The organism is Sorangium sp. So ce362, from assembly GCF_051519845.1.
Taxonomy (GTDB): domain Bacteria; phylum Myxococcota_A; class Polyangia; order Polyangiales; family Polyangiaceae; genus Sorangium.
This window is the reverse complement of sequence record NZ_CP150332.1, coordinates 801,647-814,264: the sequence shown is the minus strand read 5'-3', so window position 1 is coordinate 814,264 and position 12,618 is coordinate 801,647. Positions and strand designations below refer to the sequence as shown.

Genomic DNA, 12,618 nt, shown 5'->3' with positions numbered 1-12,618 from the left:
CCCTGGACCGGCGAGGAGATCGGGCCTGTCCTGGAATCGCCGCGCGCGGCGAGGCGCCGCGCAGACGCATCCGCTCAGGCACTGAACGGCCGCCGGGTATTCCTGTAGAGGCAGGAGATCCCCGCTGTCACGCCCGCGGCGTGGTGGGGTCATCTGAACATGCAAGCCCGCTCGATCACGAGGTAGACGGCGATCCCGGCCCAGGGGACGATCTGTGATGCTCGACTCTGCATGTCCACTCGCGCGCTGATCCACCCTCGCGGGGCGTGCGCGCGCTCGGCAGTGCGGACTCCGGCGCGAGCGCGCTCCGGCGCGAGCGCGCGCTGGTTGGCGAAGGCGATCGCGTGGAACTTCCAGAACGCCTCGGGCCCGCCGAGCCGGAACACCGTCTCGGCCGCGAGGTGCGTTCTTGTGGAACGGCAGCGGGGAGTGCTTCCAGACGACGGCACCGGGGCACCGGCGCAGCCATGGGCCCCCTCGGGTGTCGGTCCACGGACGGATCCTGCACGGACAGCCAAGGCTCAGGTCGCCCGGACCGCGCCGCAACCGCGGGCGGGCGCGTCTCTCAGCACCTGCTGGCAGGAACCAGCACAAAAAACAGAGCGCCCATTCGACGGTCGGGGGGGGAGACCGTCACGGGCGCTCTGGTCCAGACATCAAGCACGTCGCGGACCAAGAGCATTCTCTCCATATTTCATGGAGATCTTCCTGGAAGGACGGTCTGCGTCGTTCAGCCTTGAAACGAACGCTTTCATGTCCGCCGGACGGACGCGCCTGGGACGCTCCCGACGTGGCCTCGGGAGCGCTCGCCTTCACCCGCCCCGCCGTGCTCCTCGGGGCGGGTGCTGGACGGCTGCGGCCGGGGCCGGCTTCCCGGCGGACGGGGCTCCGCGGGCTCGGGTCGCGTGAAAGTCGTGTAAAAGAGCCGCGTGTCACCGTCCAGCGCCGACCCCGTGCCCTCCGCGCCGCCCGGAGGAGCTGCGCCTCCGTTCCGGCCGAGCAGCGACTCCCCCGGCGAAACGGAGGCTGCGGCCTCGCAGGGCGCCGGCCCGGCGACGCCCCCCGGCCGGCTCGATCGCGTGGTCGCCGCCTGGCCGCGCATCGATCCGGTCCTGTTCGCCGTCTATGCGGGCGCATGCGTGCTCTACGCCGCCGTCGCGTTCTACAGCGCGATGCACCAGCAGACGGGCGGCATGTGGTCGGCGCCGCTCGACGACGTCTTCATCCACTTCGACTACGCCCGCGCGACGGCGCGCGGGTACCCGTTCGAGTGGTCCGAGGGCAACGGCTTCTCGAGCGGGAACACAAGCCTGAGCTATCCGTTCGTCCTCGCGTTCGGCTATTTCATCGGCTTCCGCGGCCTCCTGCTCATGCAATGGGCGGCGATCGTCGCGTGCGTCTCGACCCTCGGCTTCCTGCTCGTCGGCGCGCGGCTCCTCGATCCGATCGGGCGCTGGGCGAAGTACCTGCTGCCGCCCGTGGCGCTCTCCATCGGCGCGCTCGACTGGTCGCTGTTCAGCGGGATGGAGAACGCCTTCCACCTCGGCGTCTGGGCCCTCGCCACCCTCGCCGCGCTCTCGGTCGCCCGCGCGGCCGGCGCCCCGCGCGGGCCGGCCGGCGCTGGGGAGCGGGCCGCGGCGCCGCCGGCGCGCCTCGCCCACCTCGGCTGGGCCGCGGGCCTCGCCGGCGCGCTCCTCTACGCCACCCGGCCGGAGTCGGTCGTCTGCGTCGCGGCCCTCGGCGTTTACGCGGCCGTGGCCGTGGGGCGGGCCCACGGCGCGCGCGCCGCGATCGCGACCCTGCTCCGGACGTCGGTGCCCGGCGCGATCGTGTGCGTCGCCCAGGCGGTCGCCAACCGCGTGTTCACCGGCGAGTGGGCGGCGAGCGGCGCCATCGCCAAGCTCGCGCTGAACAACCCGTACATGACGTCGCAGGAGAAATGGGACACCTACGTGTCCCTCGTCAGCTACGTCATCGGCCGCAACGCAAACCACCACTTCTCGGACGCCCTGCCCTGGGGGTGGATCGTCCCCGCCCTCGCGCTCGTTCCCCTCGCCTCGCGCAGGACGCGCGGGATCGCGGCGTTGCTCTGGGTGCAGGTGGCCGGCTGGCTCGCGCTGGTGGCCTTGAACGGCCAGGTGCGCTGGCAGAACGAGCGCTACACCATGCCCTCGGTCGCCTGGCTGCTCGTGCTCACGGCGATGGGGCTCGCGCTGCTCGTCGCGCGGGCCGCATGGACCGCGCCGGGCGGCGGAGCGGGCGAGACGAGCCGCCCGGCCCGCGGCCTCTGGGGCGCGCGCGTCGCGCTCGCCCTCGCCCTCGCCGCGCTCTTCTGGGTCCACCAGCTGCCCAGGATGCGCGACCAGATCTGGTTCTTCGGCCGCGCCAGCCGCAACATCCGCGATCAGCACCTCGTCGCCGGCAAGGTCCTCGCCCAGCTCGACGTGCGCCGCGTCCTCGTCGGCGACGCGGGCGCGCTCCTCTACGCGTCGGACCGGCCCGGGCTCGACCTCATCGGGCTCGGCGGCTACCACGACCTCCCGTTCGCGCGCGCGGGCGTCCACGGCCTCGGCGCGTCGCTGGAGCTCATCGAGCGCATCCCCGCCGAGGACCGCCCCGACGCGCTGGCCATCTATCCGACCTGGTGGGGCGAGTTCCCGGCCATCTTCGGCAAGCGGATCGTCGGGATCCCCGTCTTCGGGAATGTCATCTGCGGCGGCATCGAGAAGGTCATCTACCAGGCCGACTGGAGCCCGCTCGCGCACGGCGAGCCGCCCGCGTCGATGCGCGCGGGCGAGCAGGTCCTCGACGAGCTCGACGTCGCCGACCTCGTGAGCGAGCGCGCGCACGGCTACACCTTCCCGCAGCCGCAAGCCGGCTTCGTCGGCTTCAGCGTCCTGCCGGATCCGCACGGATCCGGGCGCGATCGCTTCGACGCGGGGCGCGTCATCCCGGGCGGCAGGAGCGAGACGGCCCGCCTGCGCGCCCCGCGCGTGGGCCCGGGCAGGCTCGTGGTCCGCACCGCCGCGCCCCGCCCCGCCGCGATCCGCGCGACCGCGGACGGCCGGGAGCTCGGCCAGCTCGCCATCCGCGAGAGCGATGGCTGGACCGAGGCGTCGCTCGACCTGCCCGAAGGGCTGCCCGAGACGTTCACGCTCACGCTCACGCCGGTCGAGGGCGAGTGGATCGATCACCACATCTGGGTCCTCGAGCGCGCCGCGCGCTCCGAGTCGCGCTCGCTCGCCGGGCCGTGACGTGCGCGCCGGCCTGCCCCGCGACCCCGCGCAGTGGCTCGCGCTCGCGCTCTCGGTCGCCGCGCTGCTCGGCGGCGCCTGGCTCCTCCGCCGCGGCCGCTCGCCCGGCGTCGCGCGCTCCGGCCGGGCGTCCCCGCGCCCCGGCGTCGCCGTCGCCGCAGCCCTCGCGCTCCTCGCGGCGCTGATCTCGGCCGCGTACGTCGCGGTCTACCTGCGGGGCGGCCCCCGCATCATCGACGCGACGAGCTACTGGCTCGAGGCGCGCGCCATGGCGGCCGGGTACCTCGCGTGGCCGCTCGACGAGCCCGAGGCCTCCGTGCTCGGCCGCTTCCTCGTCCGCAGCGGCGCGGCGGCTCAGCAAGGCGCGGGCGAGGTCGCGGTGATCTTCCCGCCGGGCTACCCCGCCCTCCTCTCGCTGGGCTTCCTCGCGGGCGCGCCGCTCGCGGTCGGTCCCCTGCTCGCCGCCGCGCTGACGATCGCCACATACGACCTCGCCGCGCGGTTCGCGCCGGAGGCCCCGGCCCCGGCCGGGAGCGCCGCGCGGATCCCCCTCGTGCCGCTCCTCGCCGCGCTCTTCTCGGCGCTCTGCGCCGCGCTCCGCTACCACACGGCCGACACGATGTCGCACGGGCTCGCGGCCCTCTGCTTCACGGTCGCGCTCGCGTCGGCGCGGCGCGCGCTCGACCACGCCCGCGCCATCCCCACGGCGGGGGCCTCGAGGAGGCGGCTCGATCCGGCCGTCGGCGCCGCCGCGCTCGCCGGCCTCGCGGCCGGCTGGCTCGCGGCGACGCGCCCGCCGAGCGCGCTCGCCCTCGCCGCGGCGCTGCTCTTCGTGGTGCTGCCGGTCAGCGCGCCGGCCGGCCCTCGCCACGGCGACCCCGCGCCGCGCCCGTCGCCGCGGCTCGGGAGGCTCGCCGCCGCGCTCGCGATCGGCGCCCTCCCGGGCCTCGCGCTGCTCGCCGCGCACCAGCGCGCCGCGACGGGCGCCTTCGCCTCGTCGCAGAGCGCCTACTACGCCGTCTCCGACGGCCCGCTCGGCTGCTTCCGCTACGGCTTCGGCGCCGGCGTCGGTTGCCTCGGCGAGCACGGCGACTTCGTCCGCCATAACCTATCGGAAGGATACGGTTTTCTTGCCGCCGCCGGCACGACGCTGCGCCGCCTGAAGCTCCACCTCGTCGACGCGCTCAACGCCGAGCCGCTGGTGCTGCTCGTGATCGCCGGCGCCGCGCTCGCCCTCCGGCGGCCGCGCTCGCGCGCCCTCGCGGTCGCCCCGCTCCTCCAGATCGCCGCCTACGCCCCCTTCTATTTCGATGGCAACTACCCCGGCGGCGGCGCTCGTTTCCTCGCCGACGTGCTGCCGGTCGAGCACGTCCTCGCCGCCATGGCCTGCGCCGCGCTCGCGGAGCGCGCGGGGTCGCCGGCCGCGCGCGGCGGCCTCGCGCGACGACTGCGCGCGCTCGTCCCGGGGTCGCTCGTCCCGGGGTCGCTCGTCCCGACCGCGCTCCTCCCGGCGGCGCTCTTCGCGGCGGCGCTCCCCCTCGCCGGCTTCGCCTTCCGCGCGGGCTTCGACCACGCCGCGCTCCGCGATCGCGAAGGCGGCCTGCCCATGTTCGACCCCGCCGCGGTCGCGCGCGCGGGCGTCGCGCGCGGCCTCGTGTTCGTCGACACCGACCACGGCTTCAACCTCGGCTTCGACCCCGCCCCGGGCGACGTCGCGGTGCTGCGCTACCGCGGCGACGCGCTCGACCGGATGGCCTGGGAGGCCCGCGGTCGCCCCCCCGCCTACCGCTACGGCTTCGCGATCCCGGACGACGGCGGCCTCGCGTCGGTCTCGATCGCGCCGCTCGCCTTCGACGCAGCGCCGCCCCGCGAGCACCTCATCGAGGGCGAGTCGCTGTGGCCGCCGCGCGCCCAGCGCGGCGCCTGGGCGCTGCCCGAGCACGCCGGCGGCACGTGCGCGTCCGGAGGGCGTCTCCTCGCGGTGCACGCGGCGGCGAGCGGCGAGGCCGTCGTCCGCGTCGGTCTGCCCGCCCCGTGGCTCCGCGGCGCCCGGATCAGCCCGCGCGTGGCGGTCGCGGGCGATGGCGCGGGCGAGGTGCGCCTCGTCGTCGACGGCGCCCTGCTCCACGTCTGGCGGGTCGAGCCCGCCACAGCGGACGCCCCCGGCGCGCCGCTCGCCTGCGCCGAGCTCCCGCCCCACCCGATCCCCGAGGACGCCGTCGGAATCGAGCTCTCCCTCTCGCCCGGCGACGCGCGCGGGAAGGCCGCCGCCGCCCGCGCCCCCGCCCTGGCGGTCGCCGATGCCGCACGGATCCGCGTCGAGGCCGCCGCCGAGCGCGCTCCGCGGGGCCCGGACCGCCCCGCGACCGGCGGCCTCTTCGCGCTCGATGCGGTCTCGGTCGCGGGCGGGAATTCGGTTGACCGCTAGTCCCGTAACATGCGAGCTTTTCATAGGATTCTGTTGTCATGCGGCTCCTGGACCGGCGCAGCCCCTGGAGCTTTGCGGTGGGAAAGCGGCAAGCCGCGCGCCGGCGGCGGTCCGCTCGGGTGGGGGAGGTGGACCATGACGAAAAGCGAGCTCATCGACGCGATCGCGGGACGTGGCGAGCTCACCAAAGCTCGAGCCGAGCTCGTGGTGAACTGCGTCTTCGACGCGATGACGCAGGCGCTCCAGCGCAACGAAGGCATCGAGATCCGCGGGTTTGGTAGCTTCACGGTCAGGCCTTACAAGCCGTACAGCGGCAGGAACCCGCGCACCGGCCAGCCGGTGCCCGTGCCCGCCAAGCGGCTCCCGTTCTTCAAGGTCGGCAAGGAGCTCAAGGAGCTCGTCAACGCGAGCCGCGCGTACGCCATCTCGGGCGACGACGACGATGACGACGACGACGAGGACGCCGACGACGAATGAGGCGGCGCGCTCCGGCGCGCGCTCGCCCCCCCTGGCGGGCCGTTCCGCTGCGCGGTAGAAGCGGGGCCCCATGGTCCCCGCCGAACGTCAGCTCGAGATCCTCTGCAAGGGTGCCGTCGACCTCCACGTCCGCGCCGAGCTCGAGGAGCGGCTCCGCGAGGGCAAGCCGCTGCGCGTCAAGGCCGGCTTCGACCCGACCCGCCCCGACCTCCACCTCGGCCACACGGTGGTCATGCAGAAGATGCGGGAGTTCCAGGACTTCGGGCACACGGTCATCTTCGTGGTCGGCGACTTCACGGCGATGGTCGGCGATCCGACCGGCAAGAACGAGCTGCGCCCGCGGCTCTCGCGCGAGGAGGTCGTCGCCGCGGCCGAGACCTACCAGGCGCAGGCGTTCAAGGTCCTCGACCGGGACAAGACCGAGGTCCGCTACAACTCCGAGTGGCTGAACAAGCTCGATCCGACGCAGATGATCGAGCTCTGCGCGAAGTACACCGTGGCCCGCATGCTCGAGCGCGACGACTTCAAGAAGCGCTACGAGGAGGCGCGGCCCATCTACGTGCACGAGTTCATGTACCCGCTCCTCCAGGCCTACGACTCGGTCGAGCTCGAGGCCGACATCGAGCTCGGCGGCACCGATCAGCTCTTCAACCTGCTCGTGGCGCGCGATCTGATGCCCCGCTACGGCAAGCGCGCCCAGATGGTGATGACGATGCCGCTCCTCGAGGGCACGAACGCCCGCGTGGAGGACGGCAAGGTCGTCGGCGCCAAGATGTCGAAGAGCGCCGACAACTACGTCGGCATCACCGAGCCGCCGTTCGACATGCTTCAGAAGCTGATGCTCGTCGATGACGGGGTCATCTGGCGGTACATGGAGCTCCTGTCGTCGCGCCCGCCCGAGGAGGTCGCCCGCCTGCGGGACGCGGTGCGGCGCGGCGAGCAGAGCGTCATCGAGGTGAAGGAGCTCTTCGCGCAGGAGATCGTCACCCGCTTCCACGCGGCCGAGGACGCGCGCGCGGCCCTGGAGCGGCGCCGCAGCGTCGCGGCCGGCGGCCTGCCCGAGGTCATCGAGGAGCTCCACGTGGCGAGCGACCGCGACACGATCCCCATCGGCAACGCGCTCGCGCAGGCGGGGCTCGCCGAGTCGACCTCCGCGGCGCGGCGCCTCGTGAAGGGCGGCGCGGTGCACCTCGACGGCGAGGTGGTCAAGGACGAGCAGCTCAAGCTCGAGCGTGGGAAGCGATTCCTGGTCCGCGTCGGCTCGAAGAACCGCCGCTTCGCCTACCTCGTCGTTGGCTGACGCGCCCGGGCGGGGGCTCCACCGTCGCGGCGCGCTCGGCGGCGTCCTGGGCTGCGTCCTCGGCCTCGCGCTGCCGTCGTGCGGCGGCGCGCCGCGGCCGCCCGCCCGGACGAGCCCGCCGCTCACGCCGCTCGGCACGGCGGACCTCGCGCGCCTCCTGCCGCAGGCGGGGCTCCGGTGGTTGATCCTCGTCCGGCCCCGCGAGCTCGCGGCGGTGCCGTGGCTCATCCCGTCGATCGCGCTCGTGGCGCCGGAGGAGAACCTGGCCCGGCACGCCCGCGCGACCGGCGTCGACCTGCGGCAGGTGCGCGAGGCCGCGATCGCGTCGTACGCGGGGGCGGCGGGCGAGGCCAGGTTCTACGTGGCGCGTCACAGCGGCGATCCGCGGGCGATCGAGCGCCGCTTCCGGCGGCGGCTCACGGGCAAGGAGCGGCGCGCGCTCGATCGGGGGGACGTCGTGCGCGTGATGGGCGACATCGGGACGGCGCCGCACGCGCTGGCGCTGCTCGGCGAGGACGTGGTCTGTGTGCAGGAGGGCGGCAGCCCGCGGCGCGGGCCGGCGCGGGTCGCGTCGCTGTACGCGCTCGGCCGCCTCAAGCGCGCGCCGACGGCGCTCTCGGACGGGCCGCTGCGCGCGCTCGCGGCCCGCTTCGGCCCGGCGCCCGCGCGCGCGTTCGCGCCCGGGCCGTTCGACGGGGAGCTCGCCCGCGGCGCGCGCGGCCTGCTCGCGGCGGCGACGGCCGTGGGCGCGGCCGCGCGGCCGAGCGCGCGCGAGGGGATCGCGCTCGCGATCGCGGTGGCGGGCGATTTCTCGACGAGCGGAGCGGCGGCGTCGGAGGAGCTGCTCGCGGCGTGGGACGAGCTGGCGCACGGCTCGTTCGGCCACCTGCTCGGGCTCGACGCGCCGGTGGAGCCGCCGCTCGCCACGCACGCGCCGGACGCGGTGGCCATCGCGGTCGAGCTGAACCCGCGCGCGCTCGCCCGGGGGCTCGCCGCGGCGACCGGGGAGAGGGTCGACGAGATGCTGCGGTAGGCGCGGCGGCGCCTCGCCGGTAAAACCTCATCAGCGCCATGCCCACCACGACCAGCGGCTTCTTCCTGCAATGCGCCTCGCTCGACACGCTCGAGCTCGTCCTGCCCGCCGCCGGGGCGCCGTTCGGCGTCGAGCACCACCGCCGCGAGGAGGCCGCCGGGCCGTGGCGCCACGCGGCGACGTTCGCCGGAGACCTCGGCCCGGTCGGCGCGGTGGCGCTCATCCAGAGCAACTTCGGCGATCCGGGCCACCTCGAGGCGGTGGTGCGCGCCGGGGATCGGCTGGCCGCGCTCTGGTGCGCGCGCGAGCCGTCGTGGAGCGAGCCGTCATGGAGCGAGCCGCGCTTCTTCGCGGAGGGCGCGGGCGGCGACCCCGCCCTGATCCAGGGCGGCTTCGGGGGCAGGGGCAACTTCGAGCTCGTGGTGCCTCACGCGAGCGGCGGGATCGCGCACTACCACCGCGACAACGACACCGCGGAGCTCGGCTGGCGCGGCCCGGCGATCTTCGGCGCGGAGCTCGGGCGGTTCGATGCGGTCGCGATGATCCAGCGCGGAGCCGGCGCGCCCGGGGCGCCGGGCGACATCGAGGTGGTCGCGCGCATCGGGGATCGGCTGCTGATGTTCCGGCGCTCTCCCGGGGCCGGGGCTGCGTGGCAGGGCCCGGAGGAGGTGGTCTCCGGGATCCGGGGGACGCCGGCGCTCTTCCGGGGCACGTCCGGCGGAGAGGGCACGCTCGAGCTGTTCTCGCCGCTCGCGGGCGTCGGGCTCGCGCGGTGGTGTCGCGGCGACGGAGGCCGCGGCGCGCGCTTCCGCGGGCCGGCGGTGTTCGCCACCGATCTGGGCCGGTGTGAGGCGGTGTCCGTCATCGAGAGCCGTCCGCTCGGGCGGATCGAGCTCGCCGTGCGCGCCGAAGGGCGGATCGTCCACCTGGTGCGCGACGGCGAGCTCTGGTCGCAGCGCGAGGTGCCGCGCGGCGGGTCCCCTTCCCCGGCGGAGGCTCCCTCGCCGGCGCCGCCGCCCGCGCCTGCGCCGCGGCCCACCAGCGCTGCGCCGCAGCTCCGCGCAGGACCGCACCGGGCTGGGTTCCGGCGCATCGACGAGCTCTCGCTGTCGGCGGACGCCTGCTACCCCGACACCTGGCCGTTCCAGGGCGCCATCTACCGCTGCCCCGCGCGGGGCGCCGCGCTGCTCTACTACCCCGCGTCGGCGGACGGCGAGGAGGCGCCGCTCTCGCCGGGAGGCCCGTTCCCGGTCATCGCGATCGCCCACGAGCGCCGCCTCCCCACGAGCGCGGTCACCTCGGGGTCGCCTGCCGGCATCGAGCAGGACTACCGCCAGCTCGCCGGTGTCATGGCGCACCTCGCGCGCTGGGGCTTCGCCGTCATCGCGCCCGATCTCTCGTGGCTCACCCCGGACGACGCGCCGCTGCGCCGCGCCGCGGTCCTCCGGGACGCGCTCTCGCACCTCAGGGCCGGCTCGCGGGGCCCGCTCCTGGCCGACTTCGATCATGTCGGCCTCCTCGGCCACGGGCTCGGCGCGCAGGCCGCCCTCGCGCTGGCGCTCGACGCCGCTTGCCCGTTCCACGTCCGCGCCCTCGCGCTCCTCGCGCCGGCGGGCGAGCTCGATCGAGCCCCGCCCATCGACGGGCTCGCGCCTCGACCGGTGCTCCTCGTCCACGGCACCGCGGACCCGATCGCCGCCGCCGTCCCGGCGACGCTCTACGACCGCGCGCGCGCGCCGAAGCACCTCGTGACCGTGCCCGGCGCGAGCCACTTCGGCTACACGACGTCGCTCGGCCTCGCCGAGCCGGTCGACGGCCCTGCCGGGCTCTCGCGCCGCGAACAGCAGGCCATCGCGATGGGCTACGTCGCCGCGTTCTTCAACGTCTACCTCCGGGACGCGCGCAGGTGCCTCGGCGCGCTCTCGGGCAAGGAGTCGCTCGAGGGGCTCGAAGCGAGGGAGATCCCGGTGAGCGCGGAGATGCCTGGCGGCGGCGCTGGACTCTAGGGCTGGCCGCGCCTCGCCGACGCGGCGCGCGGCCGTCCGGCGCCGGCGGCCGGACGGACGAGCCGCGCGATGCTACTTTCGATCGCGTGTTCCAGCTCGGCGGCCTCGTCGTCACGCTCGTCAACGCGCTCCTCGGCCTGATCGTCTGGCGGCGGCTCCGCGCGGCGTTCCCGCGGCATGGAGGGCTGATCAACGGGCTGTGCGCCGCGGGGCTGCTGCTGCTCACGCACCCGGCGGTGCTCATGGCCGTGGCGAGCTGGTCGGGGCTGCGAGCGCTCCAGCGCCACCTGCCCGAGCCTGTGTCGCTGATCGCCCTGGGCGCTCAGGTGGCCCTGCTCCTCTACGGGCTGCTCCTCGGGATCGCCGCGATTGTGCGCGTGGCCTTCGGGGCGCTTCGCCGGGGCCGGCCCGCGCCGAGCGCCCGGGCTGTCACGCTCGCCGAGGCCGACACGAACGCGCGATCAATTGCGGGCGCTCAGGCCGATTCAGCCGCTCAGCCCGCCAGCGCTCCAGCCGCTCGGGTCGCCAATGCTCCAGAGGACGTCAAGACCGAGCCGGAACTCGTCGACGAGCCCCGCCGCCGGCTCCTCGTGGGCGCGACCTGGGCGCTGCCCGCGGCGGCGGTCGCTGTGTCGATGGGCGGCGTGCTCGCCTCGCGACAGCGCCCGGTCGTGGTGAGGGTCGCGCTGCCCGTGCGGCGCGAGCTGACGAGCCTGCACGGCGTCACCCTCGCGCAGCTCAGCGATGTGCACGTCGGCAGCTTCATGGACGCGGAGCGCCTCGACGAGCTCCGCGACGCCATGAACGCCCTCCGCGCCGACATCCACGTCATCACGGGCGACCTGCTCGATCACCACGTCTCCCAGCTCGAGCTGTCCACACGGCTGCTCCGGGGCCTGCGCCCCGCCCGGGGACAGCTCTTCTTCTGCATGGGCAACCACGAGTACATCGCCGCGCGGTCGGCCAGCATCCCGACGATCGTGAAGGGGCTCGAGGAAGCGGGCGCCCAGGTGCTCGTCGACGAGGCGCGGGAGGTCCGCCTCGGCGGCGATCGCCTGTGGATGAGCGCCATCGACTATCCCAGCCGCGCGCGCCCGGGAGAGCCCGCCCGGCGCCCGACGGCCGACGGGCTGGCCCGCGCGCTCGGACAGATGCGGGACGACGGCGCGCCGCGCGTCCTGCTCAGCCACCACCCGGGCACCTTCCGCGCCGCCCGCGAGCTGCCCTTCGATCTGATGCTCTCCGGCCACACGCACGGCGGGCAGATCTCGCTGGGCCGGATCGGCGATTACGCCCTCACGCCGATGCTGCCCGCCGGGCTCTACCACAACGGGCTCTACGTGCACCGCGGCCGGCGCCTCCACGTCAACGCCGGCGCCGGCGGCTGGCTGCCGGTCCGCATCAACTGCCCGCCGGAGATCACGCTCGTCGAGCTCGTGCCCGCCTGACGCGCGTGGACGCGCTCCGTCTGCTGGGCGAAACTGTGGACCATGGCACAAGCCGCGGTGCGCACCGGTCTCTCGCCGCAGGACTACCTGACGCTCGAGCGCTCGTCGCCGCTTCGCCACGAGTATGCGGACGGCGAGATCTTCGCCATGGTGGGCGGCACGCTGGAGCACAGCGCCGTCGCCACGAACGTCCTCGGTGAGCTGCGGAGCGCGCTCCGGGGTCGCGGGTGCCGGGTGCTCACCTCGGACATGCGCATCAAGATCGCCGCCGCGCGCCGCTACGTGTACCCCGACGGCGCCGTCGTCTGCTCGCGCCCCGAGTTCGAAGACGACCAGCGCGACACGCTCCTGAACCCGCGCGTCGTCGTGGAGGTGCTCTCCGACTCGAGCGAGGCCTACGATCGCGGGGACAAATTCGCCCAGTACCGGAGCCTGCCGTCGCTCGATGAGTACGTGCTCGCATCGCAGAAGGCGCCGCGGATCGAGGTGTTCACGCGGCAGGAGGACGGGAGCTGGCTGCTCCGGATCCACGGACCGGGCGAGCGCGCCGAGCTCTCGTCGCTCGGCTGCACGCTCGATGTCGACCGGGTGTACCAGGACGTCTTCGACCAGGGCGCGACGGGCGAGGCGCCGCCGGCCGCGCGCTGACGCGCGCGGAGCGCGCCTGGGCCG

Annotated in this window: 8 protein-coding genes; all 8 read left to right on the top strand. The window is 75.0% G+C overall.

Features of this window, described 5'->3' with window-relative positions:
- The first annotated feature begins 929 nt into the window (after positions 1 to 929).
- The 8 genes from WMF17_RS03250 (at position 930) to WMF17_RS03215 (ending at position 12,594) form a co-directional block, all read left to right on the top strand.
- Complete coding sequence (locus WMF17_RS03250) at positions 930 to 3,254, top strand: hypothetical protein (protein WP_437648038.1); 2,325 nt, start codon at positions 930 to 932, stop codon at positions 3,252 to 3,254.
- Between the two features lies 1 nt (position 3,255).
- Entirely contained in the window at positions 3,256 to 5,682 is a 2,427-nt protein-coding gene (locus WMF17_RS03245) for a hypothetical protein (protein WP_437648036.1), read from the top strand.
- Positions 5,683 to 5,817: 135 nt separating this feature from the next.
- A complete protein-coding gene (locus WMF17_RS03240; RefSeq protein ID WP_437648034.1) occupies positions 5,818 to 6,159 on the top strand; it encodes an HU family DNA-binding protein in 342 nt (113 codons plus the stop codon).
- 70 nt (positions 6,160 to 6,229) lie between these two features.
- On the top strand, positions 6,230 to 7,459 hold the full coding sequence (tyrS, locus tag WMF17_RS03235; protein ID WP_437600510.1) for a tyrosine--tRNA ligase: 1,230 nt from the start codon (positions 6,230 to 6,232) through the stop codon (positions 7,457 to 7,459).
- Positions 7,452 to 8,492, top strand: a complete 1,041-nt coding sequence (locus WMF17_RS03230) for a hypothetical protein (RefSeq protein ID WP_437648032.1) — start codon at positions 7,452 to 7,454, stop codon at positions 8,490 to 8,492. The genes tyrS and WMF17_RS03230 overlap by 8 nt, the downstream gene beginning before the upstream one ends.
- A gap of 38 nt (positions 8,493 to 8,530) precedes the next feature.
- A complete protein-coding gene (locus WMF17_RS03225; RefSeq protein ID WP_437648031.1) occupies positions 8,531 to 10,498 on the top strand; it encodes an alpha/beta hydrolase in 1,968 nt (655 codons plus the stop codon).
- A gap of 86 nt (positions 10,499 to 10,584) precedes the next feature.
- Positions 10,585 to 11,946 carry a metallophosphoesterase gene (locus WMF17_RS03220; protein WP_437648029.1) on the top strand — a complete coding sequence of 454 codons (1,362 nt, stop codon included), beginning with the start codon at positions 10,585 to 10,587 and terminating at the stop codon, positions 11,944 to 11,946.
- A 42-nt stretch (positions 11,947 to 11,988) separates the two neighbouring features.
- Complete coding sequence (locus tag WMF17_RS03215) at positions 11,989 to 12,594, top strand: Uma2 family endonuclease (protein WP_437648027.1); 606 nt, start codon at positions 11,989 to 11,991, stop codon at positions 12,592 to 12,594.
- The last annotated feature ends 24 nt before the right edge of the window (positions 12,595 to 12,618 follow it).